The sequence below is a fragment of the Pseudomonas sp. NPDC098740 genome (assembly GCF_044760065.1).
GTDB lineage: Bacteria > Pseudomonadota > Gammaproteobacteria > Pseudomonadales > Pseudomonadaceae > Aquipseudomonas > Aquipseudomonas rossensis.
In genome coordinates this window covers 168,590-191,174 of the sequence record NZ_JBIWAM010000002.1, presented here as the reverse complement: position 1 = coordinate 191,174, position 22,585 = coordinate 168,590, and the positions used below count along the sequence as shown (strand labels likewise).

The window sequence follows — 22,585 nt, the reverse complement described above, 5'->3', positions numbered from 1 at the left end:
GGTCATCTGTGGCATAACGCGGTCCTTGTGGGGGCTGGCTTGCCTGCGATGGCATCAACTCGGTTCGACGTCAAACCGAGTCGCCTGCATCGCGGGCAAGCCCGGCTCCCACAGGGATATCAGCGCTTCAGCGGGACTTGGGTTTCTTTACGTCGAGCCGGCGCAAATGGCAGGTCACTTCTTCACGGTCGTGGTACAGCTGCTTGCAGCCGATCTCGACCCGAATACCGCGTTCTTTGAACCCGTCGGCAATGCGCTCCAGCAAACGCTTCACTTCGGCGTAACGCTGTTTCATCGGCAGTTTGAGGTTGACCACCGCTTCGCGGCAATGCCCCTCGCCAATCCACTCTTCCAGCATCGCGGCATTGCGCGCCGGTTTCTCGACGATGTCGCAGACCATCCAGTCCACCGGTTGCTTGGGCTTGAAGGTGAAACCGTCAGCCATCAAGTGTTGCACCAGACCGGTGTCCATCAGGCTTTCGGCCATCGGGCCGTTGTCGATCGCGGTCACCAGCATGCCGCGGTTGACCAGCTGCCAGGTCCAGCCGCCGGGAGCAGCGCCAAGGTCGACGCCGGTCATGTCGCTGTGCAGACGCTCGTCCCACTGATCACGCGGGATGAAATGGTGCCACGCCTCTTCCAGCTTCAGCGTCGAACGACTCGGCGCTTCACGCGGAAACTTCAGCCGCGGAATGCCCATCGGCCACATCGCCGAGTTGTTCGACTCGGCCAGCCCCATGAACACTTCGCGGCCACTTTTGAAGGTCAGCAGCAGACGCGGTTTGTGGGCATCTTCAACCAGTTTGCCAGCCGCCATCAGCGCCTTGCGCAGGTGGCCTTCGAACTTCTTGCAGAAGTTCGACAGCTCCTTGCCATCATTGGTGTCGACCATTTCCAGCCACAGGCTGCCGCACAGCGGGAAGTCCGCCATGTGCGCGAGGATCACGCTGATGCGGTCGGTTTCCGGCAGATCGATGAAGATCCCGCGAGCCCACTGGCGCGGGAAGATCAGATCGGCGAAACGCTGACCACGCATCAGGCGCTCGGCGCCGTCTTCTTCGGTGCAGATGAATTCGGCGCAGGCGCTGGCGGTCTTGGCCTTGGCATAACCGGCCACGTTCAGCCGCGCGGCGTGTTCGGAAATCTCGGAACAGACTTCGCTTTCGAAGCCCGGCCGGCAATGCATAAAGAGGGTGTTCATTCTTACTCCTGGGCAGATGGCGAGAAATTCAACCACTGCGCGATGCCCAGACTTGCTTTGAAGCAAAGCCTGTCACGAAAACGGGCGCATGATAGCCGAGTTCGGAACCTCGGACTTGTCGATAGAGTCCAGTTATTAGCCAGCTACTTAAAACAGGGCTAGTTTTAATGCTCTGTCCGTCCCCTCAGTCCGTAGCCGTGCGGACTCAAAGGAGTGATCGTAATGCCGTCCCTCGATAGCCTGAAAACCCTTAAAACCTTAAAAGTTGACGACAAGACCTATCACTATTTCAGCTTGCCGGATGCCGCCAAAAGCCTGGGCGACCTGGACAAGCTGCCAATGTCGTTGAAAGTGCTGCTGGAAAACCTGCTGCGCTGGGAAGATGAAAAAACCGTTACCGGCGCCGACCTCAGAGCGATTGCCGCCTGGCTCAAGGAGCGTCGCTCCGACCGTGAAATTCAATACCGTCCCGCGCGGGTATTAATGCAGGACTTTACCGGTGTTCCCGCCGTGGTCGATCTGGCCGCCATGCGTGCCGCGATGGCGAAGGCTGGCGGTGACCCGCAGCGAATCAATCCGCTCTCCCCCGTGGATCTGGTCATCGACCACTCGGTGATGGTCGACAAATTCGCCAGCCCCAGCGCCTTCGAACAGAACGTCGACATCGAAATGCAGCGCAATGGTGAACGTTATGCGTTCCTGCGCTGGGGCCAAAGCGCCTTCGATAACTTCAGCGTGGTGCCGCCGGGCACCGGCATCTGTCACCAGGTGAATCTGGAATACCTGGGGCGCACGGTCTGGACCAAGGACGAGGACGGGCGCACGTATGCCTTCCCCGACACCCTGGTCGGCACCGACTCCCACACCACTATGATCAACGGCCTCGGCGTGCTCGGCTGGGGCGTCGGCGGGATCGAAGCGGAAGCGGCGATGCTGGGCCAACCGGTGTCGATGCTGATCCCGGAAGTGATCGGCTTCAAACTCACCGGCAAGCTCAAGGAAGGCATCACCGCCACCGACCTTGTGCTGACTGTCACCCAGATGCTGCGCAAGAAAGGCGTGGTCGGCAAATTCGTCGAATTCTACGGCGACGGCCTCGCCGATCTGCCGCTGGCCGACCGTGCGACCATCGCCAACATGGCCCCGGAGTACGGCGCCACCTGCGGCTTCTTCCCGGTGGACGACATCACCCTGGACTACCTGCGTTTATCCGGTCGCCCCAGCGAAACCGTGAAACTGGTCGAGGCCTACAGCAAAGCCCAGGGTCTGTGGCGCCTGCCGGGCCAGGAACCGGCGTTCACCGACAACCTGGCGCTGGACATGGGCAGCGTCGAAGCCAGCCTGGCCGGGCCGAAACGCCCCCAGGACCGGGTTTCGCTGCCGAATGTCGCACAAGCGTTCAGTGACTTCGTCGACCTGCAATTCAAACCCACCAGCAAGGAAGTCGGTCGTCTCGAAAGTGAAGGCGGCGGTGGCGTCGCGGTGGGCAATGCCGATCTGGCCGGTGAAGCAGACTACGAATACGACGGTCAGATTTATCGATTGAAAAACGGCGCGGTGGTGATTGCCGCGATCACCTCCTGCACCAACACCTCCAACCCGAGCGTGATGATGGCCGCCGGCCTGGTGGCGAAGAAAGCCGTAGAAAAAGGCCTCAAGCGCAAACCGTGGGTCAAGAGCTCGCTGGCCCCAGGCTCGAAAGTGGTCACCGACTACTACAAGGCTGCCGGCCTGACTCAATACCTTGATGAACTGGGTTTTGCTCTGGTCGGTTACGGCTGCACCACGTGCATTGGCAACTCCGGGCCATTGGCGGAGCCGATCGAAAAAGCCATTCAGGCCGCCGACCTGACCGTCGCCTCGGTGCTGTCGGGCAACCGCAACTTCGAAGGTCGCGTGCATCCTCTGGTGAAAACCAACTGGCTGGCCTCCCCACCGCTGGTCGTCGCTTATGCGCTGGCCGGGACGGTGCGCATCGACATCAGCAGTGAACCTTTGGGTACCGACAAAGAGGGCAATCTGGTTTATCTGCGGGATATCTGGCCGAGCACCAAAGAAATCGCCGACGCGGTGAACCAGGTCAACACCGCCATGTTCCACAAGGAATACGCCGAAGTGTTTGCCGGCGATGAGCAATGGCAGGCGATTGAAGTGCCGCAAGCGGCGACCTATGTCTGGCAGGACGATTCGACGTACATCCAGCATCCACCGTTCTTCGATGACATCGGCGGGCCGCCGCCGGTGGTCAAGGACGTCGCCGGTGCCAGAGTCCTGGCGCTGCTGGGTGATTCGGTGACCACCGATCACATCTCCCCGGCCGGCAACATCAAGGCTGACAGTCCGGCAGGCCACTACCTGCGCGAGAAAGGCGTGGAGCCACGGGACTTCAACTCTTACGGCTCCCGTCGCGGCAACCACGAAGTGATGATGCGCGGCACCTTTGCCAACATCCGCATTCGTAACGAAATGCTCGGCGGCGAGGAAGGCGGCAATACGATTTACATCCCCACCGGGGAGAGGATGCCGATCTACGACGCGGCAATGCGTTATCAAGCGTCGGGCACGCCGCTGGTGGTGATTGCCGGGCAAGAATACGGCACCGGCTCGAGTCGTGACTGGGCAGCCAAGGGCACCAATCTGCTGGGGGTCAAAGCGGTCATTGCGGAAAGTTTCGAACGGATTCACCGCTCCAACCTGGTGGGCATGGGCGTGTTGCCGTTGCAGTTCAAGCTGGATCAAAACCGCAAGAGCCTGAACCTGACCGGCAAGGAGACACTGGATATTCTCGGTTTGACCGGCGTCGAGCTGATGCCGCGGATGAACCTGACACTGGTGATCACCCGTGAAGACGGCAGCCGCGAGAAAGTCGAGGTGTTGTGCCGGATCGATACCCTGAATGAGGTGGAGTACTTCAAGTCGGGGGGGATTTTGCATTACGTGTTGCGGCAGTTGATTGCCTCGTAACAGCCTGCTGACACAGACACCGCCTTCGGGCGGTGTTTTTGTTTGGGCCGCGAGCGTCCCTATAATCCCGCACTTCTATGTAGCAGCTGCCGAAGGCTGCGTTCGGCTGCGTAGCAGTCGTAAACCCTGAATCTACGATGAATCTGAAAAACCGCGGTGCCTGATTTGCGACTGCTACGCAGCCGAACGCAGCCTTCGGCAGCTGCTACAGATTATCGGCTGACCAAAAAACCAAGGACTTCACATGATGGCCCTGCCATGGATCTACCTGGCCCTTCTTTCTATCGGCTATGGCCTGGCCCTGACCTTTGGACATCTCGGCTGGCTCGCCGGGATTTCCGTCGCGTTGCTGCTGATCGCAGGCTTCGCCGTGCACCAACAAAAGATCCGAATCGCCCCGTTTCTCGGTCATGGCTTGTTCATTTTTATGGCCCTCGCGTTGGCGATGCACTGGCTTCCCGGTTTCTTCAACGGTCGCGCCATCGACCCTCAGCGATTCACCGACGATGCCGTGCCGTTTTCCATGTACCTGAATTTGGACAAACCACTAATAGGCTTTTGGCTGTTACTGGTCTGCCCGTGGATTGTCGGCCGGCGCTCGCTGCGCCTTTCCATTTATGCCACTGCTATGGCGCTGTCCCTCAGTGCCGTGCTGGCCTTGGGTGGCGCGCTGTTGCTGGGCGTGATCAGTTGGGCACCGAAGTGGCCGGATCAAGCCTGGTTGTGGCTACTGAACAATCTGCTGTTGGTGACCCTGGTCGAGGAAGCACTCTTTCGCGGCTACATCCAGGGCGGTCTGACCCGGCGCTTCAAAAACCTGCCCTACGGTGAAAACCTCGCCCTGCTCCTCGCCTCGCTGCTGTTCGGCCTGGTGCATGTGGGTGCCGGCTGGCAATGGATGTTGCTGGCGAGCCTGGCAGGTGTCGGCTATGGTCTGGCCTACCGTTTTGGTGGCTTGGGTGCGGCCATCGCCACCCATTTCGGCCTGAACCTGCTGCACTTCGGCCTGTTCACTTATCCGATGCTTGCCGGCTGACGCAAGGGTCGTTTTGCGACGCGCCACTGACTACTGAAAAATAATCTCAATAAATGGCTGACGATGCCGACAACCCGTCAAAGCCTTGCGGATTGAAAAAGCCATGCGTAACAACCAGCCTAATACACAACGCGAACGGACCTTCCCGGCTCAGCAACGGTTGATTTCCACCACCGATGCCAAGGGCGTGATCACCTACTGCAACGACGCCTTCGTCGAGATCAGCGGGTTCTCTCGTGAAGAGCTGATCCGTGCGCCGCATAACCTGGTCCGTCACCCTGACGTCCCGGCCGCGGTGTTCGCGCACATGTGGGGCACATTGAAACAAGGCTTGCCATGGATGGGCATTGTCAAGAATCGCTGTAAGACCGGTGATCACTACTGGGTTAACGCCTATGTCACGCCGGTTTTCGAAGGCAATCAGGTGGTCGGTTACGAATCGGTGCGGGTCAAACCCACCGCCGAGCAGATCCGCCGTGCCGAAGCGCTCTACCAACGCATCAACCAGGGCAAGTCGGCGATTCCTTCAACGGACAAATGGCTGCCAGTGCTGCAGGACTGGCTGCCGTTCATCCTCGTCAGCCAGCTGAGCTTCATGATCGGCGCGTCGCTCAATTCCCAATGGGGTTTTGCGTTGGCCGCCGGCCTGTCGGTGCCATTGGGTCTGTTGGGGTTGAGCTGGCAACAGCGCGGCCTCAAGCGTCTGCTGCACCTGGCCGGGCAGACCACCTCCGACCCGCTGATCGCGCAGATGTACACCGACAGTCGCGGCGCTCAAGCACGCCTGGAGATGTCGATCCTCAGCCAGGAGGCCCGCCTGAAAACCTGCCTGACCCGTCTGCAGGACACCGCCGAGCACCTGAGCGACCAAGCGAAACAGTCCGACACCCTGGCGCATAACAGCTCCAACGGTCTGGAACGCCAACGCGTCGAAACCGAGCAAGTGGCCACCGCCGTCAACCAGATGGCCGCCACCACGCAGGAAGTCGCCAGCCACGTACAGCGCACGGCCGATGCGACTCAGGAAGCCAATCGCCTGACCGGTCGCGGCCGCGACATCGCCGGGGAAACCCGCGAAGCCATCCAGCGCCTGTCGGTGGTGGTCGGTGAAACCGGCCTGACCGTGACCCAACTGGCCAAGGACAGCGACGAAATCGGTGGCGTGGTCGATGTGATCAAAGGCATCGCCGACCAGACCAACCTGCTGGCGTTGAACGCCGCCATCGAAGCGGCCCGTGCCGGTGAGATGGGTCGTGGCTTTGCGGTGGTGGCTGACGAAGTCCGTCAACTGGCGCAACGCACCAGCGAATCCACCGGGCAGATCCACGCCTTGATCGCCAAGCTGCAACAGACCGCCAGCACCGCGGTGCAAACCATGGAAGCCGGGCATCGCCAGGCCGAAGAAGGTGTTGCGCGGGTATTGGAAGCGGATCAGGCACTGGTGGGGATCAGCGAAGCGGTGGCCAACATCACCGACATGACCACCCAGATCGCTGCGGCTACCGAAGAGCAAAGTGCAGTGGCCGAAGAAATCAGCCGCAACATCAGCAACATCTCGCACCTGGCGGATCAGACCTCGGAACAGGCGCAACACTCGGCGTTGTTGAGTGAAGAGCTGACAAAGACTGCGAATACCCAGTATTCGTTGGTGGAGCGGTTTAACCGCTGACAGCTGCTGGTAAATATAAAACCCGGAAGGTGATGCTTTCCGGGTTTTTTATTGCTTGGCGTAAGAGGATGAGTCCCCGAGACAAATACGGATTGCAAGCCCGGACCACGCTTTGAGCTCCATGTCTAGCTGTTACTTCTGACAGTAGACGCACCTGAGCGAGCAGGATATTCAGTACGAGTCGTTACGGCAGTCGGCGTGATTCAACCCTGCTTAACTAGAGATAAGGAGTTCACTATGAGTAGCCGCGATATGTTTATCCCGCAAAAGAAAAAGATTCAGGCAGAGGGGAATCAATTCCTCTGGCACTTCAATGACCCGAACACGGTGGCCGAAAGTACATCTTTTCACAAAGGTTACTTTCCGCCCACAGGCGAATACAGTTGGGGTTTTTCCGGGTCTACAGGATCTGGTGATGAAGAGAATTTTTTTAGCTTTCTGATTATGGTGCCGTACCTTGGCGAGGACGTGCTGGAATACACCTACAAACTCGGAGACGGGAAGGATCTGCATTTTTCCCATACCCACTCGATTCCCGCCCCTCCCGGCTTCACCGGCTTCAGGGTTGTCGATGCAGATGATGCCGAACTGAGTATCCGACTCGACCCGATCAAGGGAACCGTACAAGGTGATTTTAATGCCACGTTTAAAACCTATCGTTTGAATCCGAATGGCACGTTCAAATTAAAAAGAGACGACCAGTAAATCCGGTAAACCACGGACAGTGTGCTGTCAGTCAGACCGCCATCGCGAGCAGGCTCGCTCCCACAGGGGGCACGCGATCCACTGTGGGAGGGAGCCTGCTCGCGATGAGGCAATGTGCAGCACCACAGATATCACTGCAGGAATGAGGCAACCTTCTGCGCCGCAGCCGCCAAATGCTGTTCATGCGTAAACCCGGAAGCCTTCAACGGCTTCAAATCATGATCCCCCGCCACCAGCCAGAACACCTCGATCCCTGACGCCAACGTGTAAGCCTCAACGGCCTCACGATTGCCCAACGCATCCCGCTCGCCCTGCACGATCAGCGTCGGCGTCTTAAGCGCGGCCAAATGCTCAACCCGAGGCTTCTCCGGTTTCCCCACCGCATAAAACGGATACCCGAGGCACACCAGCGTATCCGCCCCCAATTCATCCGCCAACAAACTCGCCATCCGCCCGCCCATGGACTTGCCCCCCACGGCCAGACGCCCAGCGACATGGCGTCGCACCACCGCATAGACCTCACGCCAACACTCGAGCAGTTTCGGTGCCGGGTTCGGTGGACGCTTACCCCCATCAACACGCCGTTGCGCCATGTACGGAAACTCGAAGCGCAGCACGTTGATCCCAGATGCAGCAAGGCGCGCAGCCATGTCGTTCATCCAGGCGCTGTCCATTGGCGCACCGGCGCCATGGGCGAGGATCAACGTCGCCGATGCCGGCGCTGAGGCCTCATTCCACAACCATCCATGATCCTGCACACACTGCGCCCATTGATCCCCGTCAATACTGGCCTTGTGCTCTTTGTCCATGCTTGCCTCGCTTTTAGTCTGCCTATAACTCCAGACGAAGGACGCGCTGCTCGCGCTCACTTCGGCTGAACCGTGGATGGGGAACCATGAACACTTCTATCAGTACCGCCTACAACTACAAGGTGGTCCGCCAATTCGCCATTATGACGGTGGTGTGGGGCATCGTCGGCATGGGGCTCGGGGTTTTTCTCGCGGCTCAATTGGTCTGGCCTGAACTCAACTTCAATCTGCCGTGGACCAGCTTCGGGCGTTTGCGCCCGTTGCACACCAACGCAGTGATCTTCGCTTTCGGCGGTTGCGCCCTGTTCGCCAGTTCGTTCTATTCGGTGCAACGCACCTGCCAGACACAACTGTTTGCGCCAAAAATCGCCGCGTTCTGCTTCTGGGGCTGGCAAGTGGTGATTCTGCTGGCGGCCATCAGCCTGCCGCTGGGTTACACCAGCTCCAAAGAATACGCCGAGCTGGAATGGCCGATCGACATTCTGATCACCATCGTCTGGGTCGCCTACGCCGTGGTGTTCTTCGGCACACTGGCCAAGCGCAAGACCAAGCACATCTACGTCGGCAACTGGTTCTTCGGTGCGTTCATCATCACCGTGGCGATTCTGCACATCGTCAACAACCTTGAGCTGCCGGTGAGTTTCACCAAGTCCTACTCGGTGTACGCGGGTGCGACCGATGCCATGGTTCAGTGGTGGTACGGGCACAACGCCGTAGGCTTTTTCCTCACCGCCGGTTTCCTCGGGATGATGTACTACTTCGTGCCGAAACAGGCCGAGCGTCCGGTGTATTCCTATCGCTTGTCGATCGTGCACTTCTGGGCGCTGATCACCCTGTACATCTGGGCCGGTCCGCACCACTTGCACTACACCGCGCTGCCGGACTGGGCACAGTCGCTGGGCATGGTGATGTCGCTGATCCTGCTGGCGCCGAGCTGGGGCGGGATGATCAACGGGATGATGACACTTTCGGGCGCCTGGCATAAGTTGCGCAGCGACCCGATCCTGCGCTTCCTGGTGGTGTCCCTGGCGTTCTACGGCATGTCGACCTTCGAAGGGCCGATGATGGCCATCAAAACAGTCAACGCCCTCTCCCACTACACCGACTGGACCATCGGCCACGTTCACGCCGGCGCCCTCGGTTGGGTCGCGATGATCTCGATCGGCGCGCTGTACCACATGATCCCGAAAATCTTTGGCCGCACGCAGATGCACAGCATCGGCCTGATCAACGCGCACTTCTGGCTCGCCACCATCGGCACCGTGCTCTACATCGCTTCGATGTGGGTCAACGGCATCGCCCAGGGCCTCATGTGGCGCGCCGTCAACGAAGACGGCACGCTGACCTACTCCTTCGTCGAAACCCTGGTGGCCAGCCACCCAGGCTTCGTCGTGCGATTGGTGGGCGGTGCGATCTTCTTCAGCGGCATGCTGCTGATGGCCTACAACACCTGGCGCACCGTGCGGGCCTCGCAGCCTGCCGAAGTTGCCGCTGCCGCGCAGATCGCCTGAGGAGGCCGCCATGAAACACGAAACAATCGAGAAAAACGTCGGCCTGCTGATGTTGCTGATGGTGTTGGCCGTGAGCATCGGCGGTCTGACCCAAATCGTCCCGCTGTTCTTCCAGGACGTGACCAATAAACCGGTGGAAGGCATGAAGCCCTACACCGCGCTGCAACTGGAAGGTCGCGACATCTACATCCGTGAAGGCTGCGTCGGCTGCCATTCGCAGATGATCCGCCCGTTTCGCGCCGAGACCGAACGCTACGGCCACTACTCGGTAGCCGGTGAAAGCGTCTGGGATCACCCGTTCCTGTGGGGCTCGAAACGCACCGGTCCGGACCTGGCCCGGGTCGGCGGTCGCTACTCCGAAGACTGGCACCGCGCGCACTTGTACAACCCGCGCAACGTGGTGCCGGAATCGAAAATGCCCGGCTATCCATGGCTGGTGGCCAATCAACTCGACAGCAGCCACACCGAAAGCAAGATCAAGGCGATGCGCACCCTCGGCGTCCCGTACACCGACGACGACATCGCAGGCTCAGTTGCCTCGCTCAAGGGCAAGACCGAAATGGACGCGCTGGTCGCTTACCTGCAAGTGCTCGGCACATCCATCAAGAGCAAGAGGTGAGCCATGGCCATGCCCTTTGAAATAATAAGCGAAATGAGCAGTGGAATGATCCGCGGCCTGGGCACGGTCGTGGTGTTCGTGGCCTTCGTCGGCCTGACGCTGTGGGTGTTCAACGGCAAGCGCAATCCGGAATTCGCCGAAGCGCGTTTGCTGCCGTTCGCCGATGAACCGCTACCCGATGACGCCACCCAAGAACCTGAAACAAGGAGTACCCGGCCATGACCACCTTCTGGAGTACGTGGATTTGCGTACTGACCATCGGCAGCCTGATCGGCCTGACCTGGCTGCTGATCGGCACCCGCAAGGGCGAAACCAAGGGCAGCGTCGACCAGACCATGGGCCACAGCTTCGACGGCATCGAGGAGTACGACAATCCGCTGCCGCAATGGTGGTTCATGCTGTTCGCCGGCACGCTGGTATTTGCCGTGGGCTATCTGGTGCTTTACCCCGGCCTGGGCAACTGGAAAGGCATTCTGCCGGGTTACGAGGACGGCTGGACCGGCGTCCACGAGTGGGAAAAGGAGATGAACAAGGCCGATGCGAAGTTCGGACCGATCTTCGCCAAATTCGCGGCGATGCCCGTCGAAGAAGTGGCCACAGACCCGCTAGCGTTGAAAATGGGCGGTCGCCTGTTTGCCTCCAATTGCGCGGTCTGCCACGGCTCGGATGCCAAGGGTGCTTTTGGCTTTCCAAACCTGGCGGACACCAGCTGGCGCTGGGGCGGCAACGCTGACACCATCAAAACCACGATCATGGGTGGTCGCATGGCCGCGATGCCGGCCTGGGGTGAAATCCTTGGTGATGCCGGCGTGAAGAACGTCGCGGCTTATGTGCGCCATGACCTGGCCGGCCTGCCGTTGCCGGCCGACAACGGTGCCGACCTGCATGCCGGACAGCAAGCGTTCAGCACCATGTGCGTAGCCTGTCATGGTGCAAACGGCCAGGGCTCTGAAGCCATGGGCGCGCCGAATCTGTCGCAACCGGCCGGTTTTATCTACGGAACAAGCCTGGCGCAACTGCAACAGACGATTCGTCATGGTCGCCAAGGCCATATGCCGGCGCAGAACGAACTGCTCGGCAACGACAAGGTGCAACTGCTGGCCGCTTACGTTTACAGCTTGTCTCAGGGGCTGAGCACCGAGCGTTTACAGGCTGAAGGCAAACACGAATAAATCTCGACCGTTCTGCTGCCGCATTCTCCCGGATGCGGCAGTTCCCTGCCCCTTTGCGACCAAGTGTCGCACCCCTCCGTTGGTCCTCCTTTCGGTTCCCCGGATTCGGGTCTAAGCTTCCCCCGATGCGGACTGGCATGAGCCGGTTCCAGGTCGACCCAACCCGATGTGTTCGACGAATCTGCTCGGTGACAAGCCGCAAAGGCTGGTAGATACCGGCTGTCGTGCCAATTGCCATCTGTTACCCGATCGTTATGTTTGAACACACCCCGTTACATCCGACCTGACCCTCTCACCATTTTCGTCTGCTGCGACATTTTGTCCTTGGGCAATTTTGTCCTTACGCGGCGCATGGAAAGGCCGCAGAATCAGCTTTTGAAAGCATTGACCCAGGTCATGGCGCGTTGCAATGACCCCCCGCTTTCTCCATACTTGCGGCCGATTTTTACTCCTAATAAAACACCCAAACCGTGGAACCTTAGAATGAGCACAGCAATCAGTCCGACTGCTTATAACTATAAGGTAGTCCGCCAGTTCGCCATCATGACGGTGGTCTGGGGGATCCTTGGCATGGGGCTAGGTGTCTTCATCGCCTCACAGCTTGTATGGCCGGAATTGAACTTCGGTCTGCCGTGGACGACTTTTGGACGCTTACGCCCGTTGCACACCAACCTGGTGATTTTCGCCTTCGGTGGTTGTGCACTGTTTGCCACTTCTTATTACGTCGTGCAGCGAACCTGCCAAACGCGACTGATTTCCGACCGCCTCGCCGCCTTCACCTTCTGGGGTTGGCAAGCGGTGATCGTCGGCGCGATCGTTACCTTGCCGCTGGGTTACACCACCACCAAGGAATACGCGGAACTGGAATGGCCCCTGGCTATTCTGCTGGCCATCGTCTGGGTTACTTACGGTCTGGTGTTCTTCGGCACCATCACCAAGCGCAAAACCAAGCACATCTATGTGGGTAACTGGTTCTACGGTGCCTTCATCGTTGTGACCGCGATGCTGCACATCGTCAACCACGCCTCCCTGCCGGTCAGCTTGTTCAAGTCCTACTCGGCCTACGCCGGTGCGACTGACGCGATGATCCAGTGGTGGTACGGCCACAACGCGGTCGGTTTCTTCCTGACCACCGGCTTCCTGGGGATGATGTATTACTTCGTTCCGAAGCAGGCCGAGCGTCCGATCTACTCCTATCGCCTGTCGATCGTGCACTTCTGGGCGCTGATCACCCTGTACATCTGGGCCGGTCCGCACCACCTGCACTACACTGCGCTGCCGGACTGGGCTCAGTCGCTGGGCATGGCGATGTCGATCATCCTGCTGGCACCAAGCTGGGGCGGCATGATCAACGGCATGATGACCCTGTCGGGCGCCTGGCATAAGCTGCGCACCGACCCGATCCTGCGCTTCCTCGTTGTGTCGCTGGCCTTCTACGGCATGTCGACCTTCGAAGGCCCGATGATGGCCATCAAGACCGTCAACTCGCTGTCTCACTACACTGACTGGACCATCGGCCACGTACACGCCGGTGCTTTGGGCTGGGTAGCGATGATCTCGATCGGCGCCATCTACCACATGATCCCGAAACTGTTCGGTCGTGTGCAGATGCACAGCATCGGCCTGATCAATACGCACTTCTGGCTCGCGACCATCGGTACCGTTCTGTACATCGCTTCGATGTGGGTCAACGGCATTACCCAGGGTCTGATGTGGCGTGCAATCAACGACGACGGCACCCTCACCTACTCGTTCGTCGAAGCGCTGCAAGCCAGCCATCCTGGTTTCATCGTTCGCGCCCTGGGCGGTGCGTTCTTCGCCAGCGGCATGCTGTTCATGGCCTACAACGTATGGCGTACCGTACGTGCCTCGAACCCGGCTGAAGCCAAAGCTGCTGAACAGATTGCTGTAGTTGGAGCTCACTGATGAAGCATGAAGCAGTCGAGAAGAATATTGGCCTGCTGGCCTTCTTCATGGTTATCGCCGTCAGCATCGGCGGCCTGACCCAGATCGTTCCGCTGTTTTTCCAGGACGTCACCAACAAACCGGTCGAGGGCATGAAGCCTCGCACCGCCCTTGAAGTTGAAGGACGCGACGTCTATATCGCCAACGGTTGTGTCGGCTGCCACTCGCAGATGATCCGCCCGTTCCGTGCTGAAACCGAACGTTACGGCCACTACTCGGTCGCCGGTGAAAGCGTCTGGGACCACCCGTTCCTGTGGGGCTCCAAGCGTACCGGTCCAGACCTGGCCCGTGTCGGTGGTCGTTACTCCGATGACTGGCAGCGTGCGCACTTGTACAACCCGCGCAACGTAGTGCCTGAGTCGAAAATGCCCGCCTACCCGTTCCTCGTGGAAAACAAGCTCGACGGCAAAGACACCGCCAAGAAACTGGAAGTCTTGCGCACGCTCGGCGTCCCTTACACCGACGAAGACATCGCCGGCGCCAAGGATGCTGTGAAGGGCAAAACCGAAATGGACGCGCTGGTGGCCTATCTGCAAGGCCTGGGCACCATCATCAAAAGCAAACGGTGATTTAGATGGATATCGGGATGATTCGTGGCCTGGGCACCGTTGTTGTGATGGTGGCCTTCATCGGTCTGGCGTTGTGGGTATTCAGCCCCAAGCGCAAGTCGGAGTTTGAAGACGCGACCTTGCTGCCTTTCGCGGATGATCCCGAAGCCATCAAGCACGTCGAGCAAGCTTCTAGGAGTAACAAAGAATGACTACGTTCTGGAGTCTGTACGTCACAGTCCTCAGTCTCGGCACGATCTTCGCCCTGACCTGGCTGCTGCTGTCCACCCGCAAGGGCCAGCGCAGCGAAGCCACCGAAGAAACGGTTGGCCACTCCTTCGACGGGATCGAGGAGTACGACAACCCACTGCCGAAATGGTGGTTCATGCTGTTCGTGGGCACCATCATCTTCGCCCTGGGCTACCTGGTGCTGTACCCGGGCCTGGGTAATTGGAAAGGCCTGTTGCCGGGTTACAACTACCTCGATAACGACAAGCAGACCGCGTTCGCCAACGGCCAGACCGGCTGGACCGGCGTTCACGAGTGGGAAAAGGAAATGGCCAAGTCGGACGCCAAGTTCGGCCCGATCTTCGCCAAGTTCGCTTCCATGCCGATTGAAGAAGTCGCCAAGGACCCGCAAGCCCTGAAGATGGGTGGTCGCCTGTTCGCCTCCAACTGCTCGGTCTGCCACGGTTCTGACGCTAAAGGCGCTTATGGCTTCCCTAACCTGACCGACGCCGACTGGCGCTGGGGCGGCGAAGCGGAAACCATCAAGACCACCATCATGGGCGGTCGTCACGCGGTCATGCCGGCGTGGGCTGAAGTGATCGGCGAGCAAGGCGTTGCGAACGTTGCCGCGTTCGTACTGACCAACCTCGATGGCCGCAAACTGCCGGAAGGCACCAAGGCTGACCCGGTAGCCGGCCAGAAGCTGTTCGCTGCCAACTGCGCGGTGTGCCATGGTCCGGAAGGCAAAGGCACGCCAGCAATGGGCGCACCTAACCTGACCCACCCGGCAGCGTTTATCTACGGTTCGAGCTTCGCTCAACTGCAGCAGACCATCCGTTACGGCCGTCAGGGCCAGATGCCTGCGCAAGAACAGCTGCAAGGCAACGACAAGGTTCACCTGCTGGCCGCTTACGTCTACAGCCTGTCTCACGGTGAGAAAGCGCCCGTGGCGGACGCCCAGTAAGGCAAACGCTTGACCGCAACACAAACGGCCCCGCCAGTGAGAATTGGCGGGGCCGTTTTGGTTTCAGGATCTGTGCGACTTAGCGCTGAACCGCAATGGTCGACTCAAGCTTGCGACTCGGCCAGTTATTGCCCGTCACGCGGTAGACCATCAACTTGTCCCTTTCCCTGGAGAAGCTCGCAATCAGATACGTCTGTTGCGAAGCCGCCCCACTCAGGAACAATGGCACGCCACCAAACTCGCTGGAGGCGCTTTTGTATTGGCCACTAAACCAGTGATAGTGCCCGGCAAACACCGCGGTCACCTTGTAATCTTTGATCATCTTACTGAAGCGACTCAACTGCTGGTCACTGCCATCCCACTTGGGCTTATGCATATTCAAAATAATGATCTGGCCTCTTTCCCGAGCGGCCTTCAGATCCTGCTCCAGCCAGTCAAGTGCGTCCGTCAGGTGATAGCTCTTCGGCACAAGCCAGTCATAAGCGGTGAAGCTAACCGAGTAAGTAGGCTCATTATTTAGCTGCACCATATGAACATCTCCAAAATTCTTGGAGTAAGCCAGACTGCCAGACACCCTTTTCTTTACGGCACCCTCCTCCGTCAGTTGAACATCAATGCTGTCGGCCCTGCCATTTTTACCGGTATAGCGTGCCAGAAAGTCCTCAACACTCCCTGCGGCACAATTATTAAAAAGGCAATCATCGACATTATTCTCATAGTCGTGATTACCCAGACCATAGTCATACAGGCCGAGCAGTTTACTGTCTAGAATCGACTTGACCACCGAGCGCTGCCAGCCATGGCCAAAGGCAGTGATATCGCCGTTGATCATCACCGGCACCCGCGCGGCGCCGCCGAAGTTCTGCCTGAAATTGGCAATATCATCATATTGGGTTTCGATCAGCCACTTAGAGCGCGAATCCCGATACGAGTCGGTCTGGGTTTCACCGGCATCGGTTTTCTCAGTCCACGGATATTGCGGATCGGAGGTAAACACCATATCCATCGGAGATACAGTTGTTGGTGCCGAATGCGCAAAAGGCGTCATGACAGCAAAGGCCAGACACGCCAGCAAACTGCCAGAGTTTGATAAGTTCATAGAATTCCATTTCCATCTAACATTAATAATAGAGCGACAGGCAACTTGCCTGAACACGAACATATAACAGACCTCGAACACACACAAACATCCAACACGCGACAATTAAATAACTATATTTCCAACCAACAATTAACGCATCTACAGAACCACCCGCAACCCCCCTTATATAAGCACTCCAACAATAATAATACGAAGATTAAAACAACAGACTCATAACAGTCATTGAATCGCCAGCATGCCCTCAGGCTCGCCGAAACAGGCGGATAGTGTGTGGAAGGCAGGACGCGAAAAACCGTCCATACTGAACAAGTCAATTGATCTGCATCACGACTTGTTACATTTGCTACACCATCCACGAATTTTCCCCAACGCGACCAAAGGTCGCACCCTTGACCTAGAGCGACAGGCGTATCATTGCGCCACTGCAACACCTCTTTTTGACCGCGGTCGGCACGTACTGACCGGGGCATTTTTCCACTGCCGTGGGATGCAATGATGAGCAACCAGATTCCGGTACACGACGTCACCCCTGCCAAGAACGCGAACAACAGCGTCGACCTCTATGCCTCTCGAGAAAAAATCTACACCCGCGCCTTCACCGGCCTGTTCCGCAACCTGCGGATGATGGGTGGTGCCGGGCTGTTTCTGCTGTATTTCGGTACGGTCTGGCTGAGCTGGGGTGGCCATCAGGCCGTCTGGTGGAACCTGCCGGAACGCAAATTCTTCATCTTTGGCGCAACCTTCTGGCCTCAGGACTTCATCCTGCTCTCGGGGATCCTGATCGTCAGCGCCTTCGGCCTGTTCTTCATTACCGTGTACGCCGGGCGGGTCTGGTGCGGCTATACCTGCCCGCAAAGTGTCTGGACCTGGATTTTCATGTGGTGCGAGAAGGTCACCGAAGGCGACCGCAACCAGCGCATCAAGCTCGACAAAGCGCCCATGAGCGCCAACAAATTCCTGCGCAAATTCAGCAAACACACGATGTGGCTGTTGATCGGCTTCGTGACCGGCATGACCTTCGTGGGTTACTTCTCGCCGATCCGCGAACTGACCATCGACTTCTTCACCGGCGAAGCCGACGGCTGGTCGTATTTCTGGGTCGGTTTCTTCACCCTCGCCACCTACGGCAATGCCGGCTGGTTGCGCGAGCAGGTGTGCATTTACATGTGCCCGTACGCGCGCTTCCAGAGCGTGATGTTCGATAAAGACACCCTGATCGTTTCCTACGACCCGCGTCGTGGTGAAGGCCGCGGGCCGCGCAAGAAAGGTGTCGACTACAAGGCCATGGGCCTGGGCGACTGCATCGACTGCACCATGTGCGTCCAGGTCTGCCCGACCGGTATCGACATCCGCGATGGCCTGCAAGTCGAATGCATCGGCTGTGCGGCCTGCATCGATGCCTGCGACAGCATCATGGACAAGATGGACTACCCGCGCGGCCTGATCAGCTACACCACCGAGCACAACCTGTCCGGGCAAAAAACCAATAAACTGCGTCCGCGCCTGATCGGCTATGCCACGGTCCTGCTGGCGATGATCGCTTTGCTGATGACCGCGTTCTTCATGCGTTCGCTGGTCGGTTTCGACGTCAGCAAAGACCGCGTGTTGTATCGCGAAAATGCCGAAGGCCGGATCGAAAACGTCTACAGCCTGAAGATCATGAACAAGGATCAGCGCGACCACACCTACGTGCTCGAAGCCGCTGGCCTGCCGGACCTCAAGCTGCAAGGCAAGCGCGAGATCAAGGTCGCCGCCGGGGAGATTTTCAGCCAGCCGGTCGAACTGTCCAGCGCACCGGAGAAACTGCCATCGAGCACCAACGAGGTGATATTCATCCTCAAGGATGCCGATGACGACAGCGTCCACATTGAAGCCAAGAGCCGGTTCATCGGCCCACAAGTTCGTTGAGAGAAGTGATCATGCCCACAGCAACTGCCGCAAGTCCCTGGTACAAGCACCTTTGGCCGTGGATCATCATCGCCATCCTGGCGTGTTCCGTGACCCTGACCTTGTCCATGGTGACGATCGCGGTGAACAACCCGGACAACCTGGTCAACGACAACTATTACGAGGCCGGCAAAGGGATCAACCGCTCCCTCGACCGTGAACTGCTGGCGCAGACCCTGCTGCTGCGCGCCAGCGTTCATCTGGACGACGTGACCGGCGAAGTCGACCTGCGCCTGAGCGGCAACAGCCAACCGAAAACCCTGGAGCTGAACCTGATCTCGCCGACCCAGCCGGAGAAGGATCGCAAAATCACCCTGGCACGCAGCGAAACCGAACAGGGCCGCTACATTGGCCAGTTGAACGACAAGGTCGACGGTCGACGCTTTGTAGAACTGCTGGGCGTACAGGATGACAAGACCTGGCGCATGTTCGAAGAAGAACAGGTCAGCCATGACAAGGATCTCCTGCTGGGTGATGAACCGCTGCAAGGCGCCGAACACTTGTAGGAGTTGTCGAGTGAAACGAGGCTGCGATCTTTTGATCTTGCTCTTTCAAAACAACATCAAAAGATCGCAGCCTCGTTTCACTCGTCAGCTCCTACAGGCATGAGCCTTTCCCGGACGATATAGACTTCTCCTCATGACCACTCCACTCCCCTGCTACCACTGCGCCCTGCCCGTCCCGGCCGGCAGCCGCTTCACCGCTGCCGTCCTCGGTGAAACCCGCGAGTTCTGCTGCCCGGGTTGTCAGGCCGTGGCCGAAGCCATCGTGGCCGGCGGACTGGAAACCTATTACCAGCATCGCAGCGAGTCATCGGCCAACCCCGAAGCGCTGCCGGTGCAGTTGGTGGACGAACTGGCGCTGTACGACCGTGCCGACGTGCAAGCCCCCTTCGTTCGCCACGAAGGCGAACTCGCCGAAACCACCCTGTTGATGGAAGGCATCAGTTGCGCCGCCTGCGGCTGGCTGATCGAGAAACACCTGCGTGGCTTGCCGGCGGTAGCCGAAGCGCGCCTGAACCTGTCCAACCATCGCCTGCACGTACGATGGGCCAATGCGCAACTGCCGCTGAGCCAGGTACTCAGCGAATTGCGCCACATCGGTTACGCCGCCCACCCCTATCAGGCCGACCGCGCCAGTGAACAACTGGCCAGCGAAAACCGCCTGGCCCTGCGCCAACTTGGCGTGGCCGGGCTGCTGTGGTTCCAGGCGATGATGGCGACCATGGCCACCTGGCCGGAATTCAACATCGACCTCAGCCCAGAGCTGCACACCATCCTGCGTTGGGTCGCGCTGTTCCTCACCACACCGATCGTGTTCTACAGCTGCGCGCCATTCTTCAAAGGCGCCATGCGCGACTTGCGCACCCGCCACCTGACCATGGACGTCTCGGTGTCGCTGGCGATTGGCAGCGCCTACATCGCAGGGATCTGGACCTCGATCACCGGCGTCGGTGAGCTGTATTTCGATGCGGTCGGCATGTTCGCGCTGTTCCTGCTGGCCGGGCGTTATCTGGAACGTCGCGCCCGCGAACGCACCGCCGCCGCCACCGCACAACTCGTCAATCTATTGCCCGCCTCGTGTCTGCGCCTGAGTGCCGACGGCCAGAGTGAGCGAATCCTGCTGAGTGAACTGCGCGTGGGTGATCAGGTGCTGGTGCACCCCGGCGCGATCCTCCCGGCTGACGGCAAGATCCTCGAAGGCCAGTCGAGCATCGACGAATCCCTGCTCACCGGCGAATACCTGCCGCAACCGCGCACGCCGGGCGATGCCGTCACCGCCGGCACCTTGAACGTCGAAGGTGCGCTGACCGTGGAAGTCCTGGCGCTGGGTCAAGATACCCGACTGTCCGCCATCGTCCGCCTGCTGGATCGTGCTCAGGCCGAGAAGCCGCGACTGGCGGAAATTGCCGACCGCGCCGCGCAATGGTTCCTGCTGCTGTCGCTGATTGCCGCTGCCGTCATCGGCCTGATCTGGTGGGAACTGGATTCGTCGCGAGCCTTCTGGATTGTGTTGGCGATGCTCGTTGCGACATGCCCGTGCGCCCTGTCCCTGGCCACGCCAACCGCCCTCACTGCCGCCACCGGAACGCTGCACAAACTGGGTTTGCTGCTGACTCGCGGCCATGTGCTGGAAGGCCTGAACCAGATCGACACGGTAATTTTCGACAAGACCGGCACGCTTACCGAAGGGCGCCTGGCGCTGCGTTCGATCCGCCCGCTCGGCGAACTCAACAGCGATCAATGCCTGAGCCTCGCCGCGGCACTGGAAAACCGCTCCGAACACCCGATCGCCCGCGCGTTTGGCCGGGCACCGCTGGCCGCCGAAGAAGTCCACAGCACGCCGGGGCTGGGCCTCGAAGGGTTGGTCGGTGAGCAACGCCTGCGCATCGGCCAACCGGGTTTTGTCTGTGAACTCAGTGACGCTGCCGTGCCATCGATGCCGGATGAAGCCGGCCAATGGCTGTTGCTCGGCGACAGCCAGGGACCGTTGGCATGGTTTGTTCTCGACGACCGTCTGCGTGCCGATGCACCCGCCCTGCTCGCCGCCTGCAAGGCTCGCGGCTGGCGCACATTGCTGCTGTCCGGCGACAGCTCGCCGATGGTCGCCAGTGTCGCCGCGGAACTGGGCATCGATGAAGCCCGAGGCGGCTTGCGCCCGGACGACAAATTGCAGGTCCTGCAACAGCTGCACAAGGAAGGCCGCAAGGTGTTGATGCTCGGTGACGGAGTCAACGACGTGCCAGTGCTGGCCGCCGCCGACATCAGCGTGGCCATGGGTTCGGCCACCGATCTGGCGAAAACCAGTGCCGACGCCGTACTGCTGTCGAACCGCCTCGATGCATTGGTCCAAGCCTTTAGCCTGGCTCGACGCACCCGCCGGGTAATCATCGAGAACCTGCTGTGGGCCGGGCTGTACAATGGCCTCATGTTGCCGTTCGCCGCCCTCGGCTGGATCACTCCGGTATGGGCCGCGGTCGGCATGTCCATCAGTTCGTTGACCGTGGTGCTGAACGCCCTGCGCCTGACTCGCATGCCAAACACGCCTGCGGTCAGCGCCACGCCAGAAACCCGTCCGCTGCCGGCCTGAGCCGCGCGGGCATGGAGTCCAGATGCCAGCTCTCTACGTGATGATCCCAGCCGCGCTGCTGATCGTGGCCATCGCTATTTATATCTTCTTCTGGGCAGTCGACAGCGGTCAGTACGACGACCTTGACGGCCCGGCCCACAGCATCCTGTTTGACGACCAGGATCCGAACCACAAGGCCGCAGTCGACGAAGCCAGCGGTCATCCGGCCAAACCGGACGATAAGGCGCCACCCCATGCTTGAGTTGGCGCCGCTGCTGGTGTCTGCGGTGATTCTCGGTCTGCTTGGTGGCGGGCATTGCCTGGGCATGTGCGGCGGCTTGATGGGCGCGTTGACCCTGGCGATTCCCAAGGAGCAACGCAGCCGTCGCTTTCGACTGCTGCTGGCCTACAACCTGGGGCGAATTCTCAGCTATGCAACGGCCGGCCTGCTGATCGGCCTGGCGGGCTGGGCGGTGGCCAACAGCCCGGCGGCGATGTTCATGCGCGTCATCGCCGGATTACTGTTGGTCGCCATGGGTCTGTACCTCGCCGGCTGGTGGAGCGGCCTGACCCGCATCGAAAGCCTCGGTCGCGGCCTGTGGCGGCACATCCAGCCGGTTGCCAATAAACTGCTGCCGGTGTCGAGCGTACCCCGCGCGTTACTGCTGGGCGCGCTCTGGGGCTGGCTGCCGTGCGGATTGGTTTACAGCACGTTGCTGTGGTCGGCGAGTCAGGGCAATGCGCTGGACAGTGCGCTTTTGATGCTCGCGTTCGGGCTCGGCACATGGCCGGTGTTACTCGCCACGGGGTTGGCGGCTGAGCGGGTCACGGCGTTGTTACGCAAACGTAGCGTGCGGATGACGGGCGGACTACTGGTGATCCTGTTCGGCATCTGGACCTTGCCGGGGCCGCATCAGCATTGGCTCATGGGGCATTAAAGCAAAGATCAAAAGATCGCAGCCTTCGGCAGCTCCTACATGGATTGGCGTACACCTGTAGGAGCTGCCGAAGGCTGCGATCTTTTGATCTTGAAGCCCGTTGATGCAAATCAACATGCCCCACCGCCGCGCCCCCTA

The 22,585-nt window shown here is 59.5% G+C and carries 20 protein-coding genes; 17 read left to right on the top strand and 3 right to left on the bottom strand.

Going from position 1 to position 22,585, the window contains the following annotated elements:
• Positions 1-127: 127 nt before the first annotated feature.
• Positions 128-1,201, bottom strand: coding sequence for a 23S rRNA (cytidine(2498)-2'-O)-methyltransferase RlmM (gene rlmM / locus ACIQU2_RS03395; RefSeq protein WP_129442892.1), 1,074 nt, complete (start codon positions 1,199-1,201; stop codon positions 128-130).
• A gap of 222 nt (positions 1,202-1,423) precedes the next feature.
• On the opposite strand from rlmM, the gene acnA reads away from it, so the two are divergent.
• The 4 genes from acnA to ACIQU2_RS03375 all read left to right on the top strand — a co-directional run bounded on the left by acnA (position 1,424) and on the right by ACIQU2_RS03375 (position 7,575).
• Positions 1,424-4,165 (top strand): aconitate hydratase AcnA, encoded by a 2,742-nt coding sequence (gene acnA, locus ACIQU2_RS03390; RefSeq protein WP_403138586.1) that lies wholly within the window; start codon positions 1,424-1,426, stop codon positions 4,163-4,165.
• A 244-nt stretch (positions 4,166-4,409) separates the two neighbouring features.
• Positions 4,410-5,201: a lysostaphin resistance A-like protein gene (locus ACIQU2_RS03385; RefSeq protein WP_403138584.1), complete on the top strand. Its 792-nt coding sequence runs from the start codon at positions 4,410-4,412 to the stop codon at positions 5,199-5,201.
• A gap of 103 nt (positions 5,202-5,304) precedes the next feature.
• On the top strand, positions 5,305-6,870 hold the full coding sequence (locus ACIQU2_RS03380; protein ID WP_403138581.1) for a methyl-accepting chemotaxis protein: 1,566 nt from the start codon (positions 5,305-5,307) through the stop codon (positions 6,868-6,870).
• Positions 6,871-7,107: 237 nt separating this feature from the next.
• A complete protein-coding gene (locus ACIQU2_RS03375; protein WP_403138578.1) occupies positions 7,108-7,575 on the top strand; it encodes a hypothetical protein in 468 nt (155 codons plus the stop codon).
• A 131-nt stretch (positions 7,576-7,706) separates the two neighbouring features.
• On the opposite strand, the gene ACIQU2_RS03370 is transcribed toward ACIQU2_RS03375, so the two are convergent.
• Positions 7,707-8,384, bottom strand: a complete 678-nt coding sequence (locus ACIQU2_RS03370; protein ID WP_403138576.1) for an alpha/beta family hydrolase — start codon at positions 8,382-8,384, stop codon at positions 7,707-7,709.
• 86 nt (positions 8,385-8,470) lie between these two features.
• Between ACIQU2_RS03370 and ccoN (ACIQU2_RS03365) the strand changes: the two genes are divergently transcribed.
• From ccoN (ACIQU2_RS03365) to ccoP (ACIQU2_RS03330), 8 genes are all read left to right on the top strand, one after another.
• Complete coding sequence (ccoN, locus tag ACIQU2_RS03365; RefSeq protein ID WP_403138573.1) at positions 8,471-9,895, top strand: cytochrome-c oxidase, cbb3-type subunit I; 1,425 nt, start codon at positions 8,471-8,473, stop codon at positions 9,893-9,895.
• Between the two features lie 10 nt (positions 9,896-9,905).
• Entirely contained in the window at positions 9,906-10,514 is a 609-nt protein-coding gene (gene ccoO / locus ACIQU2_RS03360; protein ID WP_403138571.1) for a cytochrome-c oxidase, cbb3-type subunit II, read from the top strand.
• 21 nt (positions 10,515-10,535) lie between these two features.
• Positions 10,536-10,736, top strand: a complete 201-nt coding sequence (locus ACIQU2_RS03355; protein ID WP_311132817.1) for a CcoQ/FixQ family Cbb3-type cytochrome c oxidase assembly chaperone — start codon at positions 10,536-10,538, stop codon at positions 10,734-10,736.
• The gene (ccoP, locus tag ACIQU2_RS03350; RefSeq protein WP_403138568.1) at positions 10,733-11,686 is read left to right on the top strand and encodes a cytochrome-c oxidase, cbb3-type subunit III; all 954 of its coding nucleotides are present in this window, start codon (positions 10,733-10,735) and stop codon (positions 11,684-11,686) included. Before ACIQU2_RS03355 ends, ccoP (ACIQU2_RS03350) begins: the two co-directional genes overlap by 4 nt.
• 483 nt (positions 11,687-12,169) lie before the next feature.
• Positions 12,170-13,612 carry a cytochrome-c oxidase, cbb3-type subunit I gene (ccoN, locus tag ACIQU2_RS03345; RefSeq protein WP_347802987.1) on the top strand — a complete coding sequence of 481 codons (1,443 nt, stop codon included), beginning with the start codon at positions 12,170-12,172 and terminating at the stop codon, positions 13,610-13,612.
• Complete coding sequence (gene ccoO / locus ACIQU2_RS03340) at positions 13,612-14,220, top strand: cytochrome-c oxidase, cbb3-type subunit II (protein ID WP_131059970.1); 609 nt, start codon at positions 13,612-13,614, stop codon at positions 14,218-14,220. The genes ccoN (ACIQU2_RS03345) and ccoO (ACIQU2_RS03340) overlap by 1 nt, the downstream gene beginning before the upstream one ends.
• Before the next feature lie 5 nt (positions 14,221-14,225).
• The gene (locus ACIQU2_RS03335; RefSeq protein WP_003175465.1) at positions 14,226-14,411 is read left to right on the top strand and encodes a CcoQ/FixQ family Cbb3-type cytochrome c oxidase assembly chaperone; all 186 of its coding nucleotides are present in this window, start codon (positions 14,226-14,228) and stop codon (positions 14,409-14,411) included.
• On the top strand, positions 14,408-15,391 hold the full coding sequence (gene ccoP, locus ACIQU2_RS03330; protein ID WP_403138565.1) for a cytochrome-c oxidase, cbb3-type subunit III: 984 nt from the start codon (positions 14,408-14,410) through the stop codon (positions 15,389-15,391). The genes ACIQU2_RS03335 and ccoP (ACIQU2_RS03330) overlap by 4 nt, the downstream gene beginning before the upstream one ends.
• Before the next feature lie 79 nt (positions 15,392-15,470).
• On the opposite strand, the gene ACIQU2_RS03325 is transcribed toward ccoP (ACIQU2_RS03330), so the two are convergent.
• Entirely contained in the window at positions 15,471-16,490 is a 1,020-nt protein-coding gene (locus ACIQU2_RS03325) for a metallophosphoesterase family protein (protein WP_403138564.1), read from the bottom strand.
• Between the two features lie 498 nt (positions 16,491-16,988).
• On the opposite strand from ACIQU2_RS03325, the gene ccoG reads away from it, so the two are divergent.
• The 5 genes from ccoG to ACIQU2_RS03300 all read left to right on the top strand — a co-directional run bounded on the left by ccoG (position 16,989) and on the right by ACIQU2_RS03300 (position 22,447).
• Positions 16,989-18,401 carry a cytochrome c oxidase accessory protein CcoG gene (gene ccoG / locus ACIQU2_RS03320; RefSeq protein ID WP_403138562.1) on the top strand — a complete coding sequence of 471 codons (1,413 nt, stop codon included), beginning with the start codon at positions 16,989-16,991 and terminating at the stop codon, positions 18,399-18,401.
• A gap of 11 nt (positions 18,402-18,412) precedes the next feature.
• The gene (locus tag ACIQU2_RS03315; protein ID WP_129442868.1) at positions 18,413-18,946 is read left to right on the top strand and encodes a FixH family protein; all 534 of its coding nucleotides are present in this window, start codon (positions 18,413-18,415) and stop codon (positions 18,944-18,946) included.
• Between the two features lie 133 nt (positions 18,947-19,079).
• Positions 19,080-21,530, top strand: a complete 2,451-nt coding sequence (locus ACIQU2_RS03310; protein ID WP_403138561.1) for a heavy metal translocating P-type ATPase — start codon at positions 19,080-19,082, stop codon at positions 21,528-21,530.
• A 22-nt stretch (positions 21,531-21,552) separates the two neighbouring features.
• Positions 21,553-21,771, top strand: coding sequence for a cbb3-type cytochrome oxidase assembly protein CcoS (ccoS, locus tag ACIQU2_RS03305; RefSeq protein ID WP_007905420.1), 219 nt, complete (start codon positions 21,553-21,555; stop codon positions 21,769-21,771).
• Positions 21,764-22,447: a sulfite exporter TauE/SafE family protein gene (locus ACIQU2_RS03300; RefSeq protein ID WP_033055657.1), complete on the top strand. Its 684-nt coding sequence runs from the start codon at positions 21,764-21,766 to the stop codon at positions 22,445-22,447. Before ccoS ends, ACIQU2_RS03300 begins: the two co-directional genes overlap by 8 nt.
• Positions 22,448-22,585: the final 138 nt, after the last annotated feature.